Origin of the sequence: Enterobacter sp. BNK-29 (assembly GCF_048684785.1) — a bacterium.
Classification (GTDB): domain Bacteria; phylum Pseudomonadota; class Gammaproteobacteria; order Enterobacterales; family Enterobacteriaceae; genus Enterobacter; species Enterobacter cloacae_M.
Genome location: NZ_JBLQTU010000004.1, coordinates 458333 through 484761 on the forward strand (window position 1 = coordinate 458333; position 26429 = coordinate 484761).

Genomic DNA, 26429 nt, shown 5'->3' on the forward strand with positions numbered 1-26429 from the left:
AATGTGGAGTTTTTCTTTCGCGCTTCGCCTTTCATTAACGCAATGTGCGGTTATAGTTTTCAAAACATTTACAAAACCTTTAACATGTATGGACATGTTCCATTTGGTTCGTTTATACACCACAACCGGTTTTATTCATGAAAATCATTTCTGCCCGTAAGGCTTCTCTCCCGCTGCTGCTGGTTCCCGTTATTTTCGCGCCGCTAACTGCAATGAGCGCGGAGGAACAGACCATGATCGTCAGCGCCACGCCGCAAACCGTATCGGAACTGGATACCCCGGCCGCGGTCAGCGTCGTCAATGGCGATGACATGCGCCACGCCGCGCCGCGCATCAACCTGTCTGAATCTCTGGGCAGCGTCCCGGGACTGCAAATTCAGAACCGCCAGAACTATGCCCAGGATCTCCAGCTTTCAATGCGTGGGTTTGGCGCCCGCTCAACGTTTGGCGTGCGCGGTATCCGTATGTATGTCGACGGTATCCCTGCCACCATGCCGGACGGACAGGGCCAGACCTCCAACATCGATCTCTCCAGCGTGGAAAGCGTTGAAGTGCTGCGCGGCCCCTTCTCTGCCCTCTACGGCAACGCCTCCGGCGGCGTGATTAACATCAACACCCAGACCGGGCAGCAGCCGCCGACCATTGAAGCCAGCAGCTATTACGGCAGCTACGGTACCTGGCGCTACGGCATGAAAGCCACCGGCGCGATGGGTGACGGCACCCACGCGGGCGATGTGGATTACACCGTTTCCACCACCCGTTTCACCACCAAAGGCTACCGCGATCACAGCGGCGCGCGGAAGAACCTCGCTAACGCCAAACTGGGCGTGCGCATTGACGACGTCAGCAAGCTGACGCTGATTTTCAACAGCGTGGACATGAAGGCCAACGATCCGGGCGGGCTGAGCTATCAGGAGTGGCAGAACAATCCGCGTCAGTCTCCGCGCGGCGATCAGTACAACACCCGCAAGACCATCAAACAGACTCAGGCCGGCCTGCGCTACGATCGTCAGCTCAGCACTCAGGACGATCTCAGCGTGATGATGTACGCCGGCGAGCGTGAAATGACGCAGTACCAGTCGATTCCGTATCAGCCGCAGCTGAAAGCCTCCCACTCCGGCGGCGTGATTGATATGCAGCGTCATTATCAGGGTATCGATACCCGCTGGACGCACCGTGGCGAGCTGCTGGTGCCGGTGACCTTTACTACCGGCCTGAACTACGAAAATCTGAGCGAAGATCGTCGCGGATACGAGAACTTCGTGATGAACAACGGCGTGCCGGATTACGGCGTGAAGGGTGACAAGCGTCGAAACGAACGTAACCTGATGTGGAACGTTGACCCTTACCTGCAAACCAGCTGGCAGCTGACGCAGAAGCTGTCGGTGGATGCGGGAGTGCGCTACAGCTCGGTCTGGTTTGATTCCAACGACCATTACGTTACGCCGGGCAACGGTGACGACAGCGGTGACGCAAGCTATCACAAGTGGCTCCCGGCCGGTTCCGTGAAGTATGCGGTGACGGACGCATGGAACCTCTACGCTGCCGCAGGTCGTGGATTCGAAACGCCAACCATCAACGAACTGTCCTATCGCGCCGATAACCAGGGCGGCCTGAACATCGGCCTGCAGCCGTCCACCAACAACACGTATGAAGTGGGCAGCAAAACCCGCATCGGCAATGGCCTGCTGACCGCGGCGCTGTTCCGCACCGATACGGATGATGAGATCGTGGTGGATGCCAGCTCTGGCGGGCGTACCAGCTATAAAAATGCCGGTAAAACCCGTCGTCAGGGGGTGGAAGTCTCCCTCGACCAGCAGTTTGCTGAGAACTGGAAGCTGAAGATGGCGTGGACGTATCTGGATGCCACCTACCGGACTAACGTGTGCAGCGACGCGGACTGTAACGGTAACCGGATGCCGGGCATTGCCCGCAACATGGGTTACGCCTCGTTTGGCTGGCAGCCGGAGGAAGGCTGGTACGCGGGCTCTGACGTGCGCTACATGAGCGATATCATGGCCGACGACGAGAATACGGCGAAAGCGCCGTCGTATACTGTGGTCGGGCTGAACACCGGGTACAAATTCAACTACGGCAGCTGGGGCATGGATGTCTTTGGCCGCGTCGATAACCTGTTCGATAAAGAGTACGCGGGCTCGGTTATTGTCAACGAGTCTAACGGTCGTTATTACGAGCCTGCACCAGGCCGTAACTACGGGGTCGGGCTGTCGGTCTCTTATCGCTTCGAGTAAGCGAAAAGAAAAGTTTATTTTATTAATGAAATAACGCTCCTGATGGCAATAAACCATCAGGAGTTATTCACCAGATAAATAATTAGGGGCGGAATATAGTCGCTCTGCTAAATAATCTCTTAGTTAAAATATTGTCGCTGTAAAAGCAAATTCGCTTCATCAATCACCTTATCAATCGCCTTCTGGCAGGCAACAACATCTCTTCGCTCTAGGGCGGAAAGCAGTTCGTCATAGTGATATGTCGAGGCTTTGATGTCGTTGAGCTCCTGATGCAGATAGTTCATACAGGGCCCGATGCGCACCCACAGCTGCTCAATTAAGGCATTAAGCGTAGGCATTTCTGCATACTGATAAAGCGTAAACCGGAAGACGCGATTAGCATGCAACGCCTGCTGGACGTTCCCGTTGCGCATGGCCTCATGAAAGGCATCCGACAATTTGCGCAACGCCTCCAGTTTGCTATCAGACATATTCTGACAGGCTGCGGCGACCGCCATCGGCTCAAGCTGCTTGCGGATGGCGTTAATCTCGTTATAGCGCTCCAGCGTGACCTCCGGAACCAGAAATGCCTGCGCCGGCGTGGCGTGTAACGCCCCTGATGACACCAGGCGCAACAGCGCCTCGCGAACAGGGGTAATACTGGTTCCTAATTTATCGGCGATCTCTTTCGTAATCAGTCGTGCCCCAGGTTTGAGTGAGCCTGTAATTAACGCTCCTTTCAAACTGTGTTCAACTTGCATGGTAAGACTGACCCTTTGGGCTTTTTCTAAGTTGTCCAAATCAAGCATGTTCAATTCCTGTAGCTAAAACTTAATGCTATTTTTAAACGCCAGTTTTAATAAAACGACGCTGGTCCGATATATCCTGTATCGTCATGCCTGGTGGTGGGAAGTACGTAAAAACATCAAAAAAGCAAAGTTTGTTTTTTTTATTGGTTCCGTGCCCATCCGGGGAGCAGGCGCGAAATGCCATGTCCATTAATTAAAGACAATATATCGTATCTTCACAAATAAATATGGCGGGAAACCCCGCCATAGTGCTGTTTATTTATTGTCACTCGCGACGCGAATCACGACTTTGCCGAAGTTACGCCCTTCAAGCAGGCCAATCAGCGCCTCGGGCGCGTTCTCCAGCCCGTCCGTTATCTGTTCGCGATAGTGAATTTTGCCCTCCTGCACCCAGCGCCCCATCGTTTCCTGGAACTCCTTAATGCGGTGACCGTAATCCTGACCGATGATAAAGCCCTGCATACGAATGCGTTTCTTCAGGATGGTCGCCATCAGGAGCGGCAGGCGATCCGGCCCCTCGGGCAGGCCCGTCGCATTGTAGCCGCTCACCAGGCCGCAGACCGGCACGCGCGCGGAGGTATTCAGTAACGGCAGCACGGCGTCAAATACTTTCCCGCCGACGTTTTCATAATAGACGTCAATCCCGTTCGGGCAGGCGCGTTTCAGCTGTTCGGCAAAGTCAGCCGCGTGGTGATCCAGACACAGGTCAAACCCGAGGACCTCAACGGCATGGCGGCATTTTTCAGCCCCACCGGCGACGCCGACCACCCGGCAACCTTTAATTTTGCCGATCTGCCCGACGGTCGCACCAACCGGGCCTGTCGCCGCGGCGACCACAAGCGTTTCGCCCGCTTTTGGCTGCCCGATATCCAGCAATCCCATATAGGCGGTAAAACCCGGCATGCCCAGAATACCCAGCGCCCAGGAAGGATGTGACGGATTTTCGCCCAGCTTCACGAGGCCGCTTCCGTCCGAGAGTTCATATTCCTGCCAGCCGCTGTAGCCCAGCACCCACTCCCCGGCTTTGAAGTCGGGATGATTTGACTGCTCAACGCGGCTAACCGTTCCCCCCACCATCACAGCGCCCAGCTCAACCGGTGGTGAATAGGATGGCGCATCGCTCATGCGCCCACGCATGTAAGGGTCCAGCGACAGCCAGACGGTGCGCAGCAAAAGCTGCCCTTCAGCCGGGGCGGGAACAGGCTGCGTTTCGAGACGAAAATTTTCCGCGACCGGCGCACCCTGAGGACGAGAGGCCAGTACCCAGCGGCGATTTTGCGAAACAGGTTGATTCATCGGGATCTCCTTCTGGTACAAATATCATTACAGCCTGGCTCACGATCGGCGTTATCGCATTAGCATTACGAGGCAGACTGGTTAAGCCGTACAACCAGATAGATGCAGGTTTCATTCGTTTCGTTGATGAACCGGCAGTCATTTGGCGGCCCCAGCTCGAGACAGTCTCCGGCGTGCATTTCGTGGCGCGTATCGCCCTCCTGAAACACCAGCTCGCCGGACTGGAGCCAGATAAGCTGACGTGCCAGCGCGTAAGAAGATGCAGGCATCGGAACATCGCTGCCCGCGGGCAGTTCAACCTGAACAAGGTCGATGGGCAGATCGGTGCGGGGAGAAACATGGCGGCGGAGGTAGTGCGTCTGCGGATCTCGCCAGACGGGCTGGTTTGCAAGGCGCAGCAGCTTGCCCTCCTGCATTTCGGCCCGGGCAATAAGCGTTGACATGCTGATGCCAAACGCACCGGACAGGCGGGCAAGCAAGGTGGCCGTCGGGCTGCTGTCTCCGCGTTCAATCTTGTGGATCATCGCGCGCGAGACCCCTGCCCGGTCAGCAAGCTCGCTCAGGGACCATCCGCGAGACTCGCGTTCAAGGCGAATTCTTGCGCTAATCCGTTGATTCATCGTGTCTGTTATGGTGTTCATGACGTCATACTATAGTGTATGAAAGGCATTTCAATGGGCTTTTGATAACAAAAAAATATGGCTTATGCCGTAGCGTTCGGGCTATACGGTTGTGTAATATCGTAGGGATAACGTAATACTATAGTGAACAACACACAGAGGGTTAATCATGATCGTTCGTCATGCCTGCAAGGAAGACTGCGCTGCGATAGGCGAAATCTACAACCACGCGGTGCTGCATACTGCCGCGATCTGGAACGATAAAACCGTCGATACCGATAACCGAATCGCCTGGTTTGAGGCGCGCACGCTCGCGGGTTACCCGGTTCTGGTGAGTGAAGAGGACGGTGCGATCACCGGTTACGCCTCTTTCGGCGACTGGCGCGCCTTCGACGGTTTCCGTCATACGGTTGAGCATTCGGTCTACGTCCACCCGGACCATCAGGGAAAAGGCATTGGCCGCACGCTGATGGTCGCGCTGATTAACGAGGCCCGCGCCATCGGTAAACACGTAATGGTGGCCGGTATTGAAGCGCAAAACCATGCCTCGATTCACCTCCACGAAACGCTTGGTTTTGTCACCACGGGGCAGATGCCGCAGGTTGGAACCAAGTTTGGCCGCTGGCTGGACTTGACCTTTATGCAGCTGCAGCTGGACGAGCGCAGCGATCCGGACGCCATCCCATGAATCAGTCACTGACCCTGGCGTTTCTGGTGGCGGCGGGAATTGGTCTGGTGGTGCAAAATACCTTAATGGTGCGTATAACCCAGTCCTCCTCCACCATACTTATTGCGATGCTGCTGAACTCCCTGGTCGGCATTGTGCTGTTTGTCAGCATTCTGCTGCTGAAACAGGGCTTCGCAGGATTCAGCGAGCTGGCCGCAACGGTGCGCTGGTGGACGCTTATCCCGGGACTGCTGGGGTCATTTTTCGTGTTTGCCAGCATCAGCGGGTATCAGAACGTTGGCGCGGCGACGACTATCGCCGTGCTGGTAGCAAGCCAGCTGATTGGCGGGCTGGTGATGGACGTGCTGAGAAGCAACGGCATTCCGCTGCGCGCCCTGATTGGCCCGGTATGCGGCGCAGTGATGCTGGTCGTCGGGGCCTGGCTGGTGGCGCGACGCCAGTTTTGAACGCTAAAGTATGGTGCCGCCTTTGGTCAACTGTTCCTCACGCGCGTCCATCTCTTCTTTATGCTGCTTACCGTGGTGCGAAATCGCGGTACGCAGACGCTGCTGCTGAGTGTAGCGTTCTTCACGGCTGAGCTCTGCGTCATCGCTTAATTCGATCAGCAGTTCATTCATATGGGTGATGACGCTCTCTTCAATGGCGGCATCGACACGGGCGGTAACTTCGTTTAAATGTGACATTGTCACTCCTTGTGAATCGCCGGGTGGCGGCTGCGCCTTACCCGGCCTACATGGGAACCGTAGGCCCGGTAAGCGCAGCGCCACCGGGCAACATATTAGTTAAGCTTCGCCTTAGAGAAATCGCTGCCCATCAGGCTCACGCTGTATCCGGTTACGTTGCTGCGGGTTGCATAGAACGTTTTCCCGTTTGCCAGTGCGATCCACGGCGCCTGCTGGTAGAAAATCTCCTGCGCCTGGCCGTAGAGTTTCGCGCGCTCGGCCGGGCTGCTGGTCAGCTTCGCTTTTTGCACCAGAGCATCATAACCCTTATCGCACCAGCGCGCGGCGTTTGATCCGGTTTTAATGCTGTTGCAGCCCAGCAGCACGTCGGCAAAGTTATCAGGGTCACCGTTATCGGACATCCAGCCAAACAGCGCGGAGTCATGTTCGCCTTTACGCATTCCGGAGAGATATTCACCCCACTCGTAAGAGACAATTTTGGCCTTCACGCCGACTTTCGCCCAGTCACTCTGGATCATCTCTGCGATACGACGCGAGTTCGGGTTGTACGGACGCTGAACCGGCATTGACCACAGCGTGACTTCCGCCCCCTTCTCCAGCCCCGCCTGCTTCAGCAGCGCTTTCGCTTTTTCAGGATCGTAGCTGTAGTCCTTCAGGTCTTTATTAAAGCCCAGCATATTTGGCGGGATCGGCGATTTTGCCACCGTACCGGATCCCATAAAGACCGCATTAACGATCGCCTTCTTGTCGGTCGCGTAGTTAAGCGCCTGGCGCACCAGCACGTTATCAAACGGTTTTTTCTCGGTGTTAAACGCCAGATAGCCGACGTTCAGCGCATCGACCGAATGCAGCGTCAGGTCTTTGTTGTTCTTGATGGCGTCAAACTGAACCGGGGACGGTGCAGGAATGATCTGGCACTCGTTGGTCTGCAGCTTCGCCAGACGGGTTTCCACGTTCGGCGTGATGGAGAAGATGAGATGCTTCGTCAGCACCTCGCCTTCCCAGTAGTTCGGGTTAGCGACGTAGCGGATCAGCGAATCCACCTTGTACTGCTGCAGGACATAAGGCCCGGTGCCAATCGGCCAGGTGTCTACGTTTTCAGGCGTGCCTTTTTTCAGCATCGCGTCGGCGTATTCAGCGGAGAGAATGGAGGCGAAATCCATCCCCCAGTCGGCCAGAAACGCGGCGTTAGGCTCGCTGAGGGTGAACTGAACGTGATAGTCGTCGACCTTTTTCACGTCCTGAATCAGCTTATCGAGCCCGACATCGTTAAAGTATTCGTAGTTGCCCTGCGACACGTTGTGATACGGGTGTTTAGGGTCTTTCTGACGCAGAACCGAGAAAATAACGTCATCGGCGTTAAAGTCGCGCGTCGGCTTGAAGTATTTATTGCTGTTGAACTTCACCCCTTTGCGCAGGGCAAAGGTATACGTCTTACCGTCCGGCGAAATCGTCCAGGACTCCGCCAGCGACGGGACCGGGGTGTTTTTCACCGGGTCAAAATTGATCAGGCGGTTGTAAAGCACCTGAGAGCTGGCCACAAAAGACGGGCCAGAGCTGGCGATTTGCGGGTTGAAGGACTCGGGGGACGCTTCAGAACAGTAAATAAGGGTGTCGTTGTTCGCCGCCCATGCGGCACCGGCTGGTAACAGCGCGCTCAGCGCAAGGGCGAGCAGTGTTTTCCCTGTAGACATGGTTATAACCCTGACAGTTTTATTATATAAGACAGTAATAACAGCACAGGCGATATGACCTGGCAAATAACGAAACACTATCAGGTTATTCTAAAGCCGCGTTTTTTGCTGTTTTAACAGCCAGCGCCCAAAAAGGTGATTTGCCTTAAGGGCCGTTATTCGTCAAGCACAACCGTCACTTTCTATGCCGCAAGAAATCGGTCCTTTTAGCGTCTCTTCCCCCGTTTGGTTGCTTCCTCGTTTCGTTAAAGTAACGGTGTGAAGAAGTATATGGGATCAAATCGTGGCAAAAACTCTTTTACGCAGCGGTAACCTGGATGACTTTCAGGCCGTTGGCGGCGGCGGACAAGCCGTTTTTGAATCAGCGTTACAAATCCGGGAAGCGCTCCGGTTGCGCAAACAACAGGCCATCGTCGACTGTCTGGCTATTCCTCAGGTCAACGACAGCGGTGACCGCGTGGACTGGTATTCCCCCGTTGAAGGGAGCGTAACCAGCTGGAAAGCGGCCGATGAAGATGACCGTTATCGCGCCCTGCGCTATCTGGAAAACACGCTAGCCAGCGTTGAGTCGTTAAGCAAGAAATGCCTCCAGTCGCCCAAAACCGCGCAGCAGCTTTTTGGTTCTCTGCTGTCGAAGACGTTTCAGTTCCCGGGTGAAAACTTCCTCTTCCTGGTGGACGGAAAGCCGGTCATCAGCTTCTGGGGGTTCGTCAACCTGAACGAGAATGCGCGCGACGATGTTCTCGACTGCCTGCGTGAATCGCTGGTCCCTGAACCCGCCCCCGTTGTGATTGAAGATCCTGAACCCGAGCCTGAGCCAGAACCGGTGGTGGCCTTTGAACACGCCGACGAGCCGCTGATCGCCCCTTCCACGGTGGTGCGTATCACGCCGGAAGAACTGTATGAACCTGAGCCGGCCCCGGCCGTTGCGCAACCCGTTCAGGAACCGGCTGTACCGATCGTCGCGAAAAAGCGCCGTATCCCCCTGTGGACGCTGCCGGTTGCCGTCGCGATCGTTGCCGCCATTGCCGCACCGCTGCTGTGGCCAAAACAGTCGCCTTCCGCTGAGCCCGCCCCGGTGCCCGCACCTCAGCCCGTAGAGATTGCGCCAAAGCCGATCAAAGCGGTTGAGCCGCTGGCCCTGAAATTACCGCTGCATCAGGCAGAGGTCGTGGCCAGCAAAGAAAAAGAAGCGGCTCCGGCCGCTCCTGCGCCACAGCCTGCCCCGGTGGTGATTGTCGCCATCCCGAAAGACGCCATGGTGATGGAAGCGAATCAGGTGAAAGCGGGATCGACGCGCTTCCTGAACGGCACCTGGCGTGCGGTTCTGGACGTGAAAGATCCGGTTACCGGCAAACCGCCGTCAATGCGCTATCAGATCCAGAACAATAAAGGCTTCGCCAGGGTTGTCCATGGCGACAACGTTGTCTGCCGCGCGGAGGTCTTCTCCGGCCTGCACAGCAACGGCGAGCTGATGATTAAAAGTCGCGGTACTGCCCGCTGCACCGACGGCTCCCGCTACCCGATGCCGGAGGTTGCCTGTAAAGCAGGCGCCAGCGATATCGCAGAATGTCGCGCCCGTTATGATGCCAATACCGTCGTTCCCCTGACGTTCAAGAAAGCAGGTGCCTGATCCTATGCTGGTTAATCTTTGCGACTATAAACAAAGCGTCACGCTTATTGCCAACAGCGGCGTGCAGTTCCTTGATTTCGGTCTGACGCCGCAGGACACCGCCAGCAACGGGCGCTTCGTACGTAAAACCGCGAACGGTCCGCTGCTGCGGCTCGATTTCGACCTGGTTAACGGGCGCTATACCGTGCCGGGAACGAACGGCGGACAGCCTGAAGTGGTTAAGCCGGAAACCACCATCCCGCTGCATCAGTCCCTGGCGGTGCTGGACGGCGTCTGGCTTCCGGTTCCGTTCCTGCGCTTCAACCCGCCGCGAACCTTCGTTGAAGGGCCAGATAACTGGGCCCGCGTTCAGGTGCGCAGGCTGGAAACACCCGACACGGCGGGCAATACGCACCGCGTCACGCTCGCCCTCGACAGCCAGATAGCTGAACACGCCACGTCCGCCCTGTCCCCGGTTGAAAACGATATTCTGAACGGGACCCGATTCGCGCTGGCCTGGCGAGACAATGAGGTTGAAAGTTTCCTCGACCAGACCTGGATTGACGGCTGGCTGCGCGAGGCGTTTACCCAGTATGCCGACGGCGTTGAAAACCGCTCAGAACGCGATCTCCAGCAGGCGATGCGCAGTTTTGAATATCAGGCCCACTGGCTTAATCTGCTGACCATGCTCGGTGAACAGCTCACCGTACCCGAAGTGAAATTTGTCACCCATACGCTCAGCACGCCAGCCATTCCGGTCGACCTGATCCTCGACGTGGGTAACACTCACACCTGCGGCGTCATTATTGAAGACCACGGCGATGCGAACGATGGACTGCGCCAGACCGCCGAGCTGCAGGTTCGCTCGCTAAGCGAGCCGCAGTTCCTGAATGCGCCCCTGTTCACCAGCCGTCTTGAGTTTTCGGAAGCGCGCTTTGGCAAGCAGCACTTCTCGGTTGAAAGCGGTCGCGAAGATGCCTTTGTCTGGCCGTCGATTGTTCGCGTGGGTGATGAAGCCCGCAAGCTGGCGATGCAGCGTCTGGGGACCGAAGGCAACAGCGGCATCTCCAGCCCGCGTCGCTACCTGTGGGATGAAACGCCGGTCGTGCAGGACTGGCGCTTTAGCCAGATGAACAGTAAAACCCAGCGTGAACCGCTTGCCACCGCGTTTCCGCTGATGAACCTGATGAACGATGACGGCGAACCGCTTTTCACGCTGCCGCAGGACGAGCGCCTGCCGGTCTTCTCGCCGCAGTACAGCCGCAGCACGCTGATGACGCACATGCTGTGCGAGCTGCTGGCGCAGGCGCTGGGGCAAATCAACAGCGTCGCCACGCGCCTGCGTCTGGGCTTCCCGGCGTCACCGCGCCAGCTGCGCACCCTCATCCTGACCCTGCCCTCGGCCATGCCCAAGCAGGAGCGCGAGATTTTCCGTCGCCGCATGTTTGAAGCCATCGCCATCGTCTGGAAAGCGATGGGCTGGCACCCGCAGGATGAGGATTTTGTCACCCGCAAACAGCAGGATAAAAGCGTGGTGCCGGTTCCTGAAATCCAGATGGAGTGGGATGAAGCCAGCTGCGGTCAGCTGGTCTGGCTGTATAACGAAGCGATCTCCCGCTTTGGCGGTCAGACCGAAGCCTTCTTCGCCTCCCTGGCCCGCCCGGACCGTGAGCCTGAGCCGGGTAGCCAGCCGGGCCGCGCGCTGCGCGTCGCCTCCATCGACATCGGCGGCGGCACAACGGATATGGCGATCACCCATTATCAGCTGGATGACGGCTCCGGCAATAACGTCAAAATCACCCCGCAGCTGCTGTTCCGTGAAGGTTTTAAAGTCGCGGGCGACGACACGCTTCTGGACGTGATTCAGCGCTACGTGTTGCCCGCGCTGCAAACGCAGTTGCAGAAATCCGGTATCGCGGACGCCTCGCTGCTGATGGCGTCGCTGTTCGGCGACTCCGGGCGCATCGATACCCAGGCCGTGCTCCGTCAGCAGACGGCGCTTCAGCTGTTTATGCCGATTGGCCACGCCATTCTTGCCGCGTGGGAATCGAGCGACGTTGACGATCCGCTGGCCGGTCTGCATGCCACCTTTGGCGATCTCCTGCCGCAGAAACCGACCCGCAACGTAATGAATTACCTGCAGCAGGCGATCGACCATGCCCTGCCTGCGGGTTCAGACGCGTTTGACCTGTTCGAGGTGCCGCTGCACGTGAACTTCCGCGAAATGCAGGATGCGATGCTGGCCGGGCAGTTTACGCTGGCCTCGCCGCTTCACGCGGTGTGCGAGGCGATATCCCATTACAGCTGCGATATTCTGCTGATCACCGGACGCCCCGGCTGCCTGCCTGGCGTTCAGGCGCTGATTCGTCATCTGCAGCCGGTGCCGGTAAACCGTATCGTCTGGCTGGATAAATACCAGGTGCACGAGTGGTATCCGTTCAGCCAGCAGGGGCGCATTGGCAACCCGAAATCGACGGCCGCCGTGGGGGCCATGCTCTGCAGCCTGGCGCTGGACCTGCGTCTGCCGCGCTTCAACTTTAAAGCCGCGGACATTGGCGCGTATTCAACCGTGCGGTATCTCGGCGTGCTGGATAACACCGTTAATACCCTGCGCGAGGAAAACGTCTGGTATCAGGATATCGACCTCGATAAGCCGGGTGCGAAGCTCGACGCGCGTCTGCACTTCCCGCTGCGCGGTAACGTTACCCTCGGCTTCCGCCAGCTGGCGAACGCACGCTGGCCCGCCACGCCGCTCTACACGCTCAGCATCAACTCGGCTGAACTGGCGAAAGCCATTGCCGGTGACGGCGTGCTGAACGTGCGGCTGAAGCTCTGCGGCGGCAGCAAGCAGGAAGGTCCTGAGGCCTTCGAGCTGAGCGATGCCTGGCTGCAGGACGGCACGCCGGTTGCCCCTGACGCATTAACCTTCAAACTGAATACTTTGGCCGATCGCCGACACAGCGGTAGCCACTACTGGATCGACAGCGGGAGCGTATACCTGAAATGACAGCGACGACGACCACCACTCAGGCCTTAATCGGGTGGATTAATGAGACGCGCCTGAACGCCCCTGTGCTGGATAACGATGCTGACGCCCTGCTTGCTCGCATCAACGCGGCGCAGGCGCGGGAGCAGGCCATTGAACGCGCCATGACGCGCCAGAGCAGCATTGGGCTTTACGGTCATTCGCAGAGCGCGAAAGCCCATCTGCTGTTATCCCTGTGCGGCAGCGGTAATGGACGCCTGAACGTGACGCCGGGCCAGCGCACCTTTGACTATTTTTCGCATATCAATCCGGGACATGCCCTGACCAACATGGCAGTCCGCTTCACGCCGGAAAGCCCGGAGGTGGCGGATGAGGCGTTCCCGCTGCGTCTGAGCCTGGTCACCGAGGCCGAGCTGGTACAGCTGTTTATTGCCCGCACGACGCTGCATCCGCAGATGCGCGCGGTGGATAAGGCGGTCATTGAGACACGTCTGGACAAATGGCGTGGGCTGCGCCAGCCGCAGGGAGTTCCCGGCATCACGGCTCAGGAAGTGGGTGCGATAGCCCGCTTCTGGCAAAGCACCGTACCCGCCGCTAAGCAGCAAATTGATGATGCCCTGTGGCATGAGTTCGCCCGGCTGGTGCCTTCTCTCGATCTCAGCACGCGGGCCAGCGTCTGGTCGCTGCTGTGGGGCGAGCAGCAGGAGTTGACCCAGCAGTGGTTAAAACTGGCCCATGTGCTGCACCAGACCAGTCATGCCGGCGAGCTTGCTGCCCCGCTTAGCCTGCTGGTGGACAGCTTTGGCCTGCCGGGTGAAGGGTTCCTGACGCACGACGGCACGTTAGATCTTCAGGACGCGCAGGAGACGCTGCTTCATCCGCTGAATAGCGGTGAAATGCTAAACGCCATCAGCATCCCCGTCGACGTGCTGGCCTTCCTGACCCGCGAGCTGGTGCTGCCGGTTGAGAACGGCGCGCTGGATAACGTCGATATTATTGATCTTCCGGTTTTTGAAGATAACCGTGCCGACCCGCTACGCCAGGCGAAGTCCCAGTGGCTGCTCGAGCATTACCGTCAACAGCTTCAGCCGGATGTGCTGGTGATTTGCAATGCGACGGCGCAGCACGAGCAGACGGCGAAAAAAGCAAAAGTGTTGATGAACTGGGTCAAGGAGACGCAGCCTGCTGAAGAATCGGCCCTGCCGGGGCTGGTATGGGCGATTACCCCTCACGACGCCCGCTTTACCACCCGGCAGAATCTCGATGAAGCCGTACAGCATCTGCTCGGGAAGCCGGGTTTGCGCTGGGGCACGCTTCAGGCGCTGGACAGCCACAGCATGCAGCGCGTCATTGAGTGGCTCTCTCAGGCCACGCTGCCCGCGCAGCGACAGAAGCGTCTCGGCACGCTGAAAGGCTTGCTGCGACAGGAGCTCTCATCGCTGATGCAGAGCTATCTGGCACCGCTGGTTGAAGAGCCGGGGACAAGACGCGCTCAGGCCGAAAGCATGGTGCGTACGCTGCAAAGCAGCGCCGCCCGCCACGGCGAACTGCTTGAAGGCCTGCTGCCGCCGCTGAAAGCCTTTGAAACGCTGCTCGCCGTTCAGCAGCCGCGCGAGGAGCAGGTGAACGGGCTGTTTACGGACACTATTGACCTGTTTGCCGAGAATACCCAGGAAAGCAGCGGCCTGTTCCAGACAAAAGACAAAGCGCGTCTGGCGCACAGAGTCTGGATAAATCATCTGCGTCAGTGGAGCCGCAATGAGGCCACGGCCGCGCGCCTCGGGCTGGAGCCTTCGGTATTACAGCAAATCGCGGATGTGCTGGTGGTCACCAGCTACCGGCTTAATCTGCCACAACAGCTTCAGCGTATCGTCGAAGCTGATAAAAGCAGCGCGGCACAGCTGCATGCCGTGATGGGCAATTTCATTGGCTGGCTGGGTTACGACCAGACGCCCGTGGCAACACGTCCGGCAAGCCGCATCCGCAAGGGGCAGGCAATCTTCGTTACGCCAGTGGTCAGCAGCGCCGAGCCTCGCTTGACGCGACTGGGAGAACAGCCTGTGCATGCGGCCACCGCGTACGTATACGACTGGCTGGTCGCACTCTATAGCCGCGCGATAGAGAACATTGATTACCAGCATCCGCATGATGTTCAGCCTGACGCACGTCAGGCCTTGCACGCGTTATTGCGCTGAACGCTGATTAACAATGTAGCCGCATTTCTTGCCGGGTGGCGCTGCCGCATACCCGGCCTACATTCTTCATCGTTGTAGGCCCGTGCAAGCGTAGCGCCGCCGGGCGAAACTTTTGCGCACATCACTCCGTCATACACCCGGCTAACGTCTGTGCCAGCGCAGACGGATTTTCCCACGACATCGAATGCCCCGCCGCTGGGATAATTTTTACCTCAACGCCCTTTTGCTTCAGACTTTCCACATCGTCATCCGGCAGAGACAGCTCGCCGAAAATCAACGTTACCGGGCAAGGAAGTGACAGGAACTGCGCTTCCCATTCGGGCTCTACGCCCGCCACCAGGCTCGATGCGCCCCGCCAGACGGCGTACGGCGCATTGCTCTGCAGACACCCTGCCCACGCCGTTTTTTCCGCGCTGAGCATGGCGTCATAGCCCTGCGTCAGAAACTGCTGCTCGGTTTGCGCTGCAATAGACCGGCTAAACATCCCCCCACCCGCATGAAAATTGGGCTCTGACACCATCAGCCCCTTCACGCGCGTTGCAAGCAGCCCCGCCGTTTCGATTGCAATGCTGCCGCCCATGCTGTGGCCGTATAACCAGAAGGCATCCAGCTTAAGGTGGTCAATCAGCTCCGCCACAACGTGCGCCTGGTCGGTGGTTTTATAGCTGTAGCGTTCGGGCTTGTCGCTGTAGCCGCTGCCGGGCAAGTCGATGAGAATCGCTCTGCGCGCGCCAAACAGCGGGTCATGAACGACACGGGGATATTCATAGGAAGAGGCGCAGCCCAGCCCGTGAATGAACACCACGGGATCGCCGGTGCCGGGCAGATCATGCCAGCGCACGGTACAGCCGGCCTGCTGCGAGTAAAAACTGTTCATAAGCACTCCTTTTACGATGCACTGTGTATTTATACAGTTACCGTATCTGGAATGCCATATTCATCTTTTAAAAATGGAAGCGTGCTTCAGAAAAGCGAGACCAGCAGCGCAACGGGAAAGCTCATTGGCCAGGTTGACCCCACCAGAAAAGCGCTGAGCAGGCGGATACGTTTGCGGTCTTTAGAGAGGAACCAGGTAATTAATGCGCAGATGGAAGCCATAACTGCGTAAAAAACCAACATCTTTTGATACAACGTCATTCTGTATACCAGAGCCGAAAAAATAACCGCACGCAATATGCGTCATATGTTGATACAGATCAAGTTTTTTCGTTACAGAATAACCACTTAAAGATTACGGATAATAACAATTGAGTATCTTACGTAACACTCACGGCGGGCGTTGGATACGCCTGGCCGCGAATGCGGCCAGGCATGACGGGCTTAGTGTTTGATCATCACATGCCGGACAACCGTATAATCCTCAAGCCCGTAGACCGACATATCTTTGCCGTAGCCGGATAATTTCATGCCCCCGTGCGGCATTTCGCTCACCAGCATAAAATGGGTATTCACCCAGGTGCAGCCGTACTGCAGGCGCGCGCTCAGGCGATGGGCACGACCCACGTCTTTGGTCCATACCGATGACGCCAGGCCATACTGCGAATCGTTCGCCCAGGCCAGCACCTGCGCCTCGTCATCAAACTCGGTGACGCTCACCACCGGGCCAAACACCTCGCGCTGAACGATAGCGTCGTCCTGCTTTGCCCCCGCCAGCAGGGTTGGCTGGAAGTAGTAGCCCGCCCCCTCTTTTTTGCTCCCACCCGTGACAACGCGGATATGACCGAGCGCTTTCGCCTCATCGACGGCCTTACAGACGCGTAAAAGATGGGCGGCCGAGCTGAGAGGTCCCAGTTCGGTAGAGGCATTCTCCGGCGCACCCATTTTAAGGCTGGCGACCGCTGCACCCAGCTTTTCCACCAGCGCGGCATAAATGCCCTTCTGGGCATAAATCCGGCAGGCCGCCGTACAGTCCTGCCCGGCATTGTAGAAACCAAACGTCCGCACCCCTTCGACAACCGCATCCAGGTCGGCATCATCAAAGACGATAACCGGCGCTTTACCGCCCAGCTCCATGTGGGTGCGTTTAATGGATGACGCGGTATGGCCGATGATATGTTCACCGGTAGCAATCGAACCGGTCAGCGAGACCATACGGACTTTTTCATGCCCGGTAAGCGGATCGCCCACCGTTTTCCCCCGGCCAAAAAGGACGTTCAGAACGCCTGCCGGGAAGATATCTTTTGCCAGCTCTCCCAGCTTCAGCGCGGTCAGGGGCGTGATCTCTGAGGGCTTAATCACCACGCAGTTCCCTGCCGCCAGCGCGGGCGCCAGCTTCCAGGCCGCCATCATCAGCGGGTAGTTCCAGGGGGCAATAGAGGCAACCACGCCCACCGGATCGCGGCGGATCATCGACGTGTGGCCGTCAAGGTACTCCCCGGCGGCCAGCCCGTTCAGACAGCGGGCGGCCCCGGCAAAGAAACGGAAAACGTCGACCACCGCCGGAATTTCATCACCCAGAGCACAGTGCAGCGGCTTGCCGCAGTTGAGGGATTCGAGCCGGGCAAAGTCCTCCCCATGCGCTTCAATCGCATCCGCCAGCTTCAGCAGGCACTCGGCACGGGTTTTCGGCGTGGTTTGCCCCCATTCCGCAAAAGCACGGTCGGCCGCCTGAACCGCCGCGTCGACCTGAGCCGCTGACGCCTCGGCAATCTCCAGCAGGAGTTCTCCAGTGGCCGGGTTATAGACCGGCTGCTTTTCTCCCTCTCCGGTTACCAGTTTTCCCTCTATCAGCAGTTGTGTTTGCATAGCATTTTCCTGTTGAATTCACTGTTATTTCCCGCTGTCGGCGATGTTCTCACCGTCACGGGTTAGCCACCAGGCTCCCAGAATGGGGATAGTTGTCACCAGCATCACCAACAGTGCTACAACGTTGGTGACCGGAACGTCGCGCGGACGACCGAGCTGATTGAGCAACCACAGCGGTAACGTGCGCTCGTGTCCCGCCGTAAACGTTGTGACGATTATCTCGTCAAACGACAGGGCAAACGCCAGCATTCCCCCGGCCAGCAGCGCGGAACCCAGATTGGGCAGCACCACATAGCGGAAGGTTTGCCATCCGTCAGCCCCGAGATCCATCGACGCTTCCACCAGGCTCCAGGAGGTGCGTCTGAACCGGGCAATCACGTTGTTAAACACCACCACCACGCAAAAGGTGGCGTGTCCGACCACGATGGTGAAAAACCCAGGCTCAAGGTCGATCGTTTTGAATGCCGTCAGCAGCGCCAGACCGGTGATGATCCCCGGCAACGCAATCGGCAACAGCAGCAGCAGCGAGATCGCATTCTTGCCAAAAAACTCGCTTCGCCACAGCGCCGCTGCAGCAAGCGTGCCAAGCACAAGGGCAATTGCGGTGGAGAGCGCGGCAATCTGAAGTGACAACGTCACGGATTCAATAATATCGCCGCGCCCCGCCGCCACGCTGAACCACTTCAGCGTCAGCCCCTGCGGCGGAAAGCTGAAGGCCGCGTCTTCGGTATTAAAGGCATAGGTCGCGATAATCAGCAGCGGGAAGTGCAGGAAGATAACGCCTCCCCACGCTGCCACTTTCAGGAACAGCGGTGCGCGTTCAGAGTGCATCGAATGCTCCCAGACGTTTCACGAACGCCAGATAGAGTGAAATCAGCACGATGGGCACCAGCGTGAACGCGGCGGCCATGGGCATATTGCCAATGGCACCCTGCTGCGAGTAGACCATGTTACCGATGAAGTAGCCCGGCGGCCCCACCAGCTGCGGAACGATGAAATCCCCCAGCGTCAGGGAAAAGGTGAATATTGAGCCTGCCGCAATACCCGGGATCGCCAGCGGCAGAACGACGTAGCGAAAGGTCTGGCGAGGGCGCGCGCCGAGATCGGCTGAGGCCTGCAGTAGCGAGGCCGGAAGGCGTTCCAGCGCCGCCTGGACCGGCAGGATCATAAACGGCAGCCAGATATAGACGAAGACCAGAAACCGCCCCAGCCCGGAGGTGGACAAGGTGTTGCCGCCAATCGCCGGGAGCGTAAGGAGTGAGGTCAGGATCGGCTCCAGCCCCATATGGTTGAGAAACCACTGCGCCACCCCATCCTTCGCCAGCAGCAGCGTCCAGGCGTAGGCTTTGACGATGTAGCTCGCCCACATTGGCAGCATCACAGCGATATAGAAAAACGCTTTCCACTTGCCGCGGGTGTATCGCGCCATGTACCAGGCCATCGGGAAGGCCAGGATGGCGCTGGCAATCGTCACCGCAATCGCCATGGTTAACGTGCGCAGGATGATGTCGTAGTTTGCTGGGTTGAAAAGCGCCTGAATGTTCGCCAGGGTCAGATCCGGCGTGACGGCCATGGTGAAATCGTCAAAGGTGTAAAAACCTTGCCACAGCAGGGTCAGAAGCGATCCTAAATAGACGATGCCAAACCACATGAGCGGCGCGAGCAGAAGCAGGAACAGGCCGAGCGACGGTTTACGCCAGAACAGCGCCGTCATGCGGCTTAAGCGGCCGTGCGAGGCGGGAGGATGCGCGACACTCATAGCCATTTCACCTCTCCTCGTGCAGGCGAATCATCGCCTCGCGTGACCACGACGCCATCACCGCCTGCCCCGGCGCAATGCCGCTCAGCGGCGAGGTTTCACTGAGATTGGCCTGGCTCACCAGCAGCCTGGCACCATCTGCGAGCTTCAGCTCCAGCCGCGTGGCCGCTCCCTGATACTGAACGGCCTGCACGATGCCCTGAACCTGAACGTCTCCGCCCTCATTAAGGCGAATATGTTCCGGGCGCAGGGAATAGCTGCCTTCCATGCCGCATATTTTCTGCGCAAGGCCCGCATCAAAGACGTTGGACGTACCCACAAAACCAGCGACAAACGGCGTGCGCGGACGCATGTAGAGATCGCGCGGGGTATCCACCTGCTCGATGCGCCCGTTATTGAACACCGCCACCCGGTCTGACATGGAAAGGGCCTCGCCCTGATCGTGGGTGACAAAAATAAAGGTGATACCGAGTTCCTGCTGAAGCTTCTTCAGCTCGAACTGCATCTGTTCACGCAGTTTGAGATCGAGCGCACCTAAGGGTTCATCCAGCAGCAGGACGCGCGGCTCATTGACCAGCGCCCGGGCGATGGCGACACGCTGCCGCTGGCCGCCGGAAAGTTGTGAAGGTTTGCGGGCAACGGCAAAGCCCAGGCCCACTTTTTCCAGGGCATCACGAGCCTGCGCATGGCGTTTTTTCTTGTCGATGCCTTTGACCATCAGCCCGTAGGCAACATTGTCGAGAATCGACATATGCGGGAACAGCGCGTAGTCCTGAAAGACGGTGTTCACATCCCGCTCCCAGGGAGGCAGTTCGCTCGCCTCTTTGCCGAAGATAGAAATCGTGCCGCCTGACAGCTGTTCAAAACCCGCTATCAGACGCAGGCAGGTGGTTTTGCCGGAGCCCGAAGGCCCCAGCATGGAGAAAAATTCTCCGTCACGAATAGCAATGGTGACCCCATCCACCGCCCGTACGTCGCCGTACAGACGGGAAACGTTGTTAAACTCTACCGCGTACGTCATGTTCTGCTCCCGGGCAATTAACGACCGCCCATGATGGCGATGTAATCCTGCGTCCAGCGGCTGTAAGGGACAAATTTGCCGCCTTCGGCGATGGGGGTTTTCCAGAACATGATTTTGTCGAACTCGTTATAACCGTTTGTTTCGCAGCCTTTATCACCCAGCAGCGTGCTGGCCTTACACCCTTCTGCAACCACGGGCAGGGAGCCAAACCACGCCGCCAGATCGCCCTGCACTTTAGGCGTCAGCGACCAGTTCATCCACTTATAGGCGCACATCGGGTGTTTTGCCTGCGCGTGCAGCATGGTGGTATCCGCCCAGCCGGTCACTCCCTCTTTCGGGAAGACGGTAGCAACGGGCTGGTTCTCAGCCTTCAGCGCATTCGCCTGATACGGCCAGGCGCTGGAGGCCACGACGCCTTCATTTTTGAAGTCGCTCATTTGAACGGTAGTGTCATGCCAGTAGCGGTGGATCAGCGCGTGCTGGTCGCGCAGCACTTTCAGCACGGCGGCATACTGTGCTTCGGTGAGCTGGTAAGGGTCTTTGATACCCAGCTGCGGCTGGGTAGCTTTGACGAACAGCGCGGCATCGGCGATATAAATCGGGCCGTCATACGCCTGCACGCGTCCCTGATTGGTTTTACCGTCCGGCAGATCCTGTTTGGTAAAGACCACGCTCCAGCTGTCCGGCGGCGTCGGGAAGGTTTTGGTGTTGTACATCAGCAGATTTGGCCCCCACTGATACGGCGTGCCGTAGACTTTCCCGCCGACGTTAAACCATTCCCCTTTCACAATCCGCGCGTCGAGGGTTTTCCAGTTGGGGATGAGGTCGGGGTTGATGGGCTGAACGCGTTTACCCATGATCAGGCGCAGGGAGGCGTCACCCGAGGCGGTGACCAGATCATAGCCCCCTTTCGCCATCAGGCTGACCATTTCATCCGACGTGGCCGCCGTCTTGACGTTGACCGCACATCCGGTCTCTTTTTCAAACTGGGTGACCCAGTCGTAGTTTTTATCCGTCTGTCCGCGTTCGATGTATCCCGGCCAGGCGATAATATCCAGCCGACCTTCCCCGTCGCCAATGGCCTTTGGTGGTTCTGCGGCTTGCGCTGTCATGATAGTCATGCCGAGCGCGCACAGGCTGCTGCGGGCAAAATGTTTGCTCATAAGAGTTACTCCTGTCGCAATGAAATTTAGCGGCAGCCGTGCCGTAAAAATATCTCCCTTATTAAACGTAGACCGCGCAAATGCGCCGCACCGTACGGCTTCAGGAAATTTCATCAAGGTGTGACCGAGGGCGCATTCCCCGTTAACTGGATTATAGACAAGGAGTTAGCCGCGAGAGACGGTATGCAGATTTCCTATGACAGGGCACCGCGAAATATTCGCCGTGCCGTCATCAGGATAAGAATTGATTATTTAAATAACGGAGAAAAGTTTATTCCAGCATCGTGCTAATTAATTTTCCTAACTGAATGACCGCCTGCTCTTCTCGCTCTCCCCAGGCCCAGGAGGTATTAAACCGGAAGAACGGTGTCCACGCGTCGGAGGTGGAAAACATCTTTCCGGGCGCAATGCTGATGTGGTGCGTTAAGGCTTTTTCGCTGAGCAGACCCGCATCCAGCTGCGCCGGAAGCTCCAGCCATAAAAAGTAGCCGCTGTCGTTATGGTGGATTTTGACGCCGGCAGGCATATGGCGCAAAAGAGACTGCCAGGCCTGCTGTTTTCGCTCTGCAAGGGTACGCCGCAGGCGGCGCAGATGGGCGTCGTAACGTTTCGTCGCCAGGTAATCCACCAGCGCCAGCTGCACGGGTGAGCTGGTGGAGAGCGTGCTCATCAGCTGCAGCTGCTGAATGCGTCTCGCGTGTTTTCCTGCCGCAACCCAGCCGATGCGAAAACCGGCCACCAGGCATTTTGAAAAGGACGAGCAGTGAAGCGTCATGTCCTGGCGATCCCATGCTTTCGCCGGGAGCGGCTTTTCGCGGCCAAAATAGAGCTCGCTGTAGACATCGTCTTCAATCAGGGGGACGTTGTGCTGCGTTAACAGCGCGACAAGCTGCGCTTTTTTCTCCGCGCTCAGCGTGAAGCCAAGCGGGTTCTGACTGTTGGTCATGATCCAGCAGGCTTTAACCGGGTACTCCTTCAACGCCTGTTCAAGGGCATTCAGGTCAATCCCCTCGCGGACATCCGTCGCAATCGACAACGCTTTAAGCTTCAGGCGTTCCAGCGCCTGCAGCGCGCCGTAGAAACACGGGTTTTCGACTATCACCCAGTCGCCCGGCTCGGTTACCGCCTGCAGGCTGAGATTGAGCGCTTCAAGCGCGCCTGCGGTGATCACGATCTCTTCCGGGGAGATATTCATCCCCTGCTGCGCGTAGCGACGGGCAATGGCGTGGCGGAGATCGACGTTACCCGGCGGCAGGTTCTCAATCACGCTCATCGCCGTCGCGGTTTTGCTGACGTTCGCCAGCGAACGGTTGAGCTGCTGCAGCGGGAAAAGTCGGGGATCGGGAAACGCGGAGGCAAAAGGAACAACGGACGGGTCGCGGCTGGCCTGTAAGACGTCGAAGATGTAGGTGTTAATATCCACCACTTCGTCACGCATCACCTGGGCAGGTGGAGCAGGCTGATGTGCGGTCGGGCGCGAGGCAACGTAATAGCCCGACTGCGGTCTGGCGACAATGCGCCCCTGACTTTCCAGCATCTGATACGCGTGGCCAACGGTCATAAAACTCATGCCGCTGCTCGCCACCTGCTCTCGCAGCGAAGGCAGCTTGTCGCCCGGCAGCCATACGCCAAGCTCAATCTGCGAGATAATTTGTTGCGCCAGACGCTGGTATTTTTTCATCAAATTCTCCTTGTGACCGACAGTGTATATCAGCAGGAGAAAAAGAGAAGATTTAGCTAACTGTTATGGTTCGTGAAACAAATTACTTACGGTACTCGGTAACGTGGCTTTGCGCCTGACGCGCGGCGGCCAGGTGATCGAGCGTGATCATCGACGATTTGCAAAAGATGCATTTCGCGCCGAGTGGGTTTTTCTCAGACATATCAAAGACTGAGGTACGGTACTGCGAGCCATGACAGCACGGGCAGCGGAAATGAACATAAGAAGTCATAGGATTCTCCTGTGAACGTAAAAACGTAAATTACTAATGGGCCGATTGGGCAATAATGGTTTTAAACAAAACGAATCGGAAAGTTGATAAAGACCCAAGAGAGGCTGCGGAGAGGCACAACGTGATGAGAACTGCTTTATAAAACTACGTCAGATATTTATTTGGACTCAAAACCAGATGACCATTAACGCACGGCGCAGACGACAAGGCAAGCAGTTTTATGCGTAAAATTCATAAAAAAACGGTTTTTATTCCTCACGCGAGGTATATCAGATGTCTAAAGGATGAGCTTTAAGCCAACTGTTATGGTTAAAAATCACTTTTCTGCGTCTGATAGTCCGAACTTTGCCCCTATACCATAACAGCACACCGTTTGACATTGAGGCTGTGCATGTTTGGTTTAGATGCTTTTCACCTTGCACGGATACAGTTTGCCTTTACCGTATCCTTTCACATTATTTTCCCGGCCATCACCATCGGCCTGGCAAGCTATCTTGCCGTACTCGAAGGGCTGTGGCTGAAAACCAAAAATCCGGTCTGGCGCTCGCTGTACCATTTCTGGTCGAAGATTTTTGCCGTCAACTTTGGCATGGGCGTGGTCTCCGGGCTGGTGATGGCCTACCAGTTCGGCACTAACTGGAGCGGATTTTCACAGTTTGCGGGCAGCATTACCGGCCCGCTGCTGACGTATGAAGTGCTGACCGCCTTCTTCCTCGAAGCCGGGTTCCTCGGCGTGATGCTGTTCGGCTGGAACAAAGTCGGGCCGGGTCTGCACTTCTTCTCCACCTGCATGGTGGCGTTGGGCACAATTATTTCCACCTTCTGGATCCTCTCGTCGAACAGCTGGATGCAGACCCCGCAGGGCTATGAGATCGTCAACGGTCAGGTCGTGCCGGTGGACTGGTTCGCCGTGGTGTTTAACCCCTCCTTCCCTTACCGCCTGCTGCATATGTCGATAGCCGCATTCCTGAGCAGCGCCCTGTTTGTGGGCGCATCCGCGGCATGGCATCTGCTGCGCGGCAATAATACCCCTGCCATCCGCGCGATGTTTTCGATGGCGCTGTGGATGACGCTGATTGTCGCCCCTATCCAGGCCATGGTTGGCGATATGCACGGGTTGAACACCTTAAAGCATCAGCCCGCCAAGATTGCCGCCATTGAAGGCCACTGGGAAAATCCGCCGGGTGAGCCTACCCCGCTGCTGCTGTTTGGCTGGCCGGATATGGAACAGGAGCGCACCCGCTTTGGGCTGGAGATCCCGGCGCTGGGGAGTCTTATCCTGACGCACAGCCTGGATAAACAGGTTCCGGCACTCAAAGAGTTTCCGAAGGAAGACCGTCCGAATTCCACCATCGTGTTCTGGTCATTCCGCATTATGGCGGGCCTGGGCATGCTGATGCTGCTGCTCGGGGTAACGGCACTCTGGCTGCGCTACAAAAAACGCGTGTATTCGTCGCGCCCTTTTCTGTGGTTTGCCCTGCTGATGGGGCCAACCGGGCTGATTGCCATCCTGGCCGGGTGGATCACCACCGAAGTGGGCCGCCAGCCGTGGGTGGTCTACGGACTCCAGCGAACGAAGGATGCGGTGTCTGCCCACGGTGACCTGCATATGAGCGTGAGCCTGCTGGCCTTCTTCGTCGTCTATACCTCGGTATTCGGCGTGGGTTACAGCTATATGGTGCGCCTCATCCGAAAAGGCCCGCAGTCGCATGAAACTTTCGCTACCGAGTCCGACGGACGTCCGGCGCGCCCGCTTTCTGCCGTCACAACTGAACATAAGGAGCAGCCATAATGGGTATCGATCTTTCCATTATCTGGTTTGTGATCATCGTCTTCGCCACACTGATGTATATCGTGATGGACGGTTTTGATCTGGGGATTGGCATTCTGTTCCCAGCCACGCAGAACGCCGACGATCGCGACGTGATGGTCAACAGCGTCGCGCCGGTCTGGGACGGAAATGAAACCTGGCTGGTGCTTGGCGGTGCCGCCCTGTTCGGCGCATTCCCGCTGGCCTATGCGGTGATCGTTGATGCCCTCACCATTCCGCTAACATTAATGCTGATCGGACTTATTTTCCGCGGGGTGGCATTTGAGTTTCGCTTTAAAGCCACGCCGGCCCACCGCCCCTTCTGGGATAAGGCGTTTATTGGCGGTTCCATTCTGGCAACGTTCACCCAGGGCGTGACGGTAGGCGCCGTCATTAACGGCTTTACCGTCACCGGCCGGGCCTATACCGGCGGCCCCTTTGACTGGTTTACCGCGTTTAACCTGTTTTGCGGCGCGGGGCTGGTGGTGGCTTATGCGCTGTTAGGCTCTACCTGGCTGGTGATGAAAAGCGAAAACGCGCTGCAGGAGCGGATGCGTGAGGTGTCGAAAACGCTGTTAATCGTGCTGCTGGCGTTTATTGCGGCGATCAGCCTCTGGACGCCGCTGGCGCAACCGGCCATCGCTGCGCGCTGGTTTACGCTACCAAATCTGTTTTATCTGCTGCCGGTCCCTGCTCTGGTGGTGATTTTTAGCCTCTACCAGTGGCGCTGCCTGAATAATCCCGCCAGCCATAGCCGTCCGTTTATTCTGACGCTGGGGCTGATATTCCTCGGCTTTAGCGGGCTTGGGATAAGCATCTGGCCGCATATTATTCCACCGTCGATCACCCTGTGGCAGGCCGCCGCCCCGACGCAAAGCCAGGGCTTTATGCTGGTGGGCGCGCTGTTGATCATTCCCGTTATTCTGGTCTACACCTTCTGGAGCTACTACGTGTTTCGCGGCAAAGTTCAGCATGGGGAGGGTTATCACTGATGCAACAACCGGTCTGGAAAAGATTACTGTGGCTGGCCATTATCTGGGGCGGCAGCGTACTGGCGCTGGCTGCTGTCAGTATGCTCTTCCGCATGCTGATGACGGCGGCAGGATTTAAATCGCATTAACGTCATTCCGGGCAACCGCTGCGTTGCCCGGTACTTCTCCCCGCA

General features: G+C 57.5%; 23 protein-coding genes. 9 read left to right on the forward strand and 14 right to left on the reverse strand.

The annotated features are described in order from the left end of the window. Positions 1-137: 137 nt before the first annotated feature. Positions 138-2252, forward strand: a complete 2115-nt coding sequence (pqqU, locus tag ACMGGX_RS21800; RefSeq protein WP_126795563.1) for a TonB-dependent receptor PqqU — start codon at positions 138-140, stop codon at positions 2250-2252. A 119-nt stretch (positions 2253-2371) separates the two neighbouring features. On the opposite strand, the gene ACMGGX_RS21805 is transcribed toward pqqU, so the two are convergent. From ACMGGX_RS21805 to ACMGGX_RS21815, 3 genes are all read right to left on the reverse strand, one after another. Continuing rightward, positions 2372-3040 (reverse strand): GntR family transcriptional regulator, encoded by a 669-nt coding sequence (locus tag ACMGGX_RS21805; RefSeq protein ID WP_348561225.1) that lies wholly within the window; start codon positions 3038-3040, stop codon positions 2372-2374. A 255-nt stretch (positions 3041-3295) separates the two neighbouring features. Then, positions 3296-4336, reverse strand: coding sequence for an NADP-dependent oxidoreductase (locus ACMGGX_RS21810; RefSeq protein ID WP_420298993.1), 1041 nt, complete (start codon positions 4334-4336; stop codon positions 3296-3298). A gap of 65 nt (positions 4337-4401) precedes the next feature. Beyond that, positions 4402-4977 carry a helix-turn-helix domain-containing protein gene (locus ACMGGX_RS21815; RefSeq protein ID WP_023311983.1) on the reverse strand — a complete coding sequence of 192 codons (576 nt, stop codon included), beginning with the start codon at positions 4975-4977 and terminating at the stop codon, positions 4402-4404. 148 nt (positions 4978-5125) lie between these two features. Between ACMGGX_RS21815 and ACMGGX_RS21820 the strand changes: the two genes are divergently transcribed. Further along, positions 5126-5644 (forward strand): GNAT family N-acetyltransferase, encoded by a 519-nt coding sequence (locus tag ACMGGX_RS21820; protein WP_420298994.1) that lies wholly within the window; start codon positions 5126-5128, stop codon positions 5642-5644. Then, positions 5641-6090: a DMT family transporter gene (locus ACMGGX_RS21825; protein ID WP_114977116.1), complete on the forward strand. Its 450-nt coding sequence runs from the start codon at positions 5641-5643 to the stop codon at positions 6088-6090. The genes ACMGGX_RS21820 and ACMGGX_RS21825 overlap by 4 nt, the downstream gene beginning before the upstream one ends. 3 nt (positions 6091-6093) lie before the next feature. Here the strand turns inward: ACMGGX_RS21825 and ACMGGX_RS21830 are convergent, their stop codons facing one another. Continuing rightward, positions 6094-6327 carry a YdcY family protein gene (locus ACMGGX_RS21830; RefSeq protein ID WP_181595025.1) on the reverse strand — a complete coding sequence of 78 codons (234 nt, stop codon included), beginning with the start codon at positions 6325-6327 and terminating at the stop codon, positions 6094-6096. A gap of 95 nt (positions 6328-6422) precedes the next feature. After that, the gene (locus ACMGGX_RS21835; protein WP_420298995.1) at positions 6423-8021 is read right to left on the reverse strand and encodes an ABC transporter substrate-binding protein; all 1599 of its coding nucleotides are present in this window, start codon (positions 8019-8021) and stop codon (positions 6423-6425) included. 283 nt (positions 8022-8304) lie between these two features. Between ACMGGX_RS21835 and ACMGGX_RS21840 the strand changes: the two genes are divergently transcribed. The 3 genes from ACMGGX_RS21840 to ACMGGX_RS21850 are packed head-to-tail and all read left to right on the forward strand — an operon-like array spanning position 8305 to position 14814. After that, positions 8305-9654 (forward strand): SrfA family protein, encoded by a 1350-nt coding sequence (locus ACMGGX_RS21840; RefSeq protein ID WP_420298996.1) that lies wholly within the window; start codon positions 8305-8307, stop codon positions 9652-9654. Between the two features lie 4 nt (positions 9655-9658). Next, the gene (locus tag ACMGGX_RS21845) at positions 9659-12640 is read left to right on the forward strand and encodes a virulence factor SrfB (protein WP_420298997.1); all 2982 of its coding nucleotides are present in this window, start codon (positions 9659-9661) and stop codon (positions 12638-12640) included. Next, positions 12637-14814: a virulence factor SrfC family protein gene (locus tag ACMGGX_RS21850; protein ID WP_420298998.1), complete on the forward strand. Its 2178-nt coding sequence runs from the start codon at positions 12637-12639 to the stop codon at positions 14812-14814. The genes ACMGGX_RS21845 and ACMGGX_RS21850 overlap by 4 nt, the downstream gene beginning before the upstream one ends. A gap of 121 nt (positions 14815-14935) precedes the next feature. Here the strand turns inward: ACMGGX_RS21850 and ACMGGX_RS21855 are convergent, their stop codons facing one another. From ACMGGX_RS21855 to ACMGGX_RS21895, 9 genes are all read right to left on the reverse strand, one after another. Further along, a complete protein-coding gene (locus ACMGGX_RS21855; protein ID WP_420298999.1) occupies positions 14936-15691 on the reverse strand; it encodes an alpha/beta fold hydrolase in 756 nt (251 codons plus the stop codon). Between the two features lie 86 nt (positions 15692-15777). Further along, positions 15778-15951, reverse strand: a complete 174-nt coding sequence (locus tag ACMGGX_RS21860) for a GhoT/OrtT family toxin (RefSeq protein WP_063441963.1) — start codon at positions 15949-15951, stop codon at positions 15778-15780. A 183-nt stretch (positions 15952-16134) separates the two neighbouring features. Beyond that, entirely contained in the window at positions 16135-17559 is a 1425-nt protein-coding gene (gene patD / locus ACMGGX_RS21865; RefSeq protein WP_420299000.1) for an aminobutyraldehyde dehydrogenase, read from the reverse strand. Between the two features lie 24 nt (positions 17560-17583). Next, positions 17584-18390, reverse strand: a complete 807-nt coding sequence (locus ACMGGX_RS21870) for an ABC transporter permease (RefSeq protein ID WP_420299001.1) — start codon at positions 18388-18390, stop codon at positions 17584-17586. Beyond that, positions 18380-19324 (reverse strand): ABC transporter permease, encoded by a 945-nt coding sequence (locus ACMGGX_RS21875; RefSeq protein WP_033145689.1) that lies wholly within the window; start codon positions 19322-19324, stop codon positions 18380-18382. The genes ACMGGX_RS21870 and ACMGGX_RS21875 overlap by 11 nt, the downstream gene beginning before the upstream one ends. Position 19325: 1 nt before the next feature. Then, complete coding sequence (locus ACMGGX_RS21880) at positions 19326-20339, reverse strand: ABC transporter ATP-binding protein (RefSeq protein ID WP_348561233.1); 1014 nt, start codon at positions 20337-20339, stop codon at positions 19326-19328. Positions 20340-20356: 17 nt separating this feature from the next. After that, a complete protein-coding gene (gene ydcS / locus ACMGGX_RS21885) occupies positions 20357-21502 on the reverse strand; it encodes a putative ABC transporter substrate-binding protein YdcS (protein WP_109844060.1) in 1146 nt (381 codons plus the stop codon). 271 nt (positions 21503-21773) lie between these two features. After that, a complete protein-coding gene (locus ACMGGX_RS21890) occupies positions 21774-23183 on the reverse strand; it encodes a PLP-dependent aminotransferase family protein (protein WP_033145692.1) in 1410 nt (469 codons plus the stop codon). A gap of 82 nt (positions 23184-23265) precedes the next feature. Beyond that, the gene (locus ACMGGX_RS21895) at positions 23266-23454 is read right to left on the reverse strand and encodes a cold-shock protein (protein ID WP_325759805.1); all 189 of its coding nucleotides are present in this window, start codon (positions 23452-23454) and stop codon (positions 23266-23268) included. A gap of 391 nt (positions 23455-23845) precedes the next feature. Between ACMGGX_RS21895 and ACMGGX_RS21900 the strand changes: the two genes are divergently transcribed. Genes ACMGGX_RS21900 through ACMGGX_RS21910 form a run of 3 tightly spaced genes read left to right on the forward strand, consistent with a single transcriptional unit; the run spans position 23846 to position 26384 of the window. Beyond that, positions 23846-25246, forward strand: coding sequence for a cytochrome ubiquinol oxidase subunit I (locus tag ACMGGX_RS21900; RefSeq protein ID WP_420299002.1), 1401 nt, complete (start codon positions 23846-23848; stop codon positions 25244-25246). Beyond that, positions 25246-26256: a cytochrome d ubiquinol oxidase subunit II gene (cydB, locus tag ACMGGX_RS21905; RefSeq protein WP_033145694.1), complete on the forward strand. Its 1011-nt coding sequence runs from the start codon at positions 25246-25248 to the stop codon at positions 26254-26256. Before ACMGGX_RS21900 ends, cydB begins: the two co-directional genes overlap by 1 nt. Next, on the forward strand, positions 26256-26384 hold the full coding sequence (locus tag ACMGGX_RS21910; RefSeq protein WP_008501283.1) for a DUF2474 domain-containing protein: 129 nt from the start codon (positions 26256-26258) through the stop codon (positions 26382-26384). Before cydB ends, ACMGGX_RS21910 begins: the two co-directional genes overlap by 1 nt. Positions 26385-26429 lie beyond the last annotated feature (45 nt).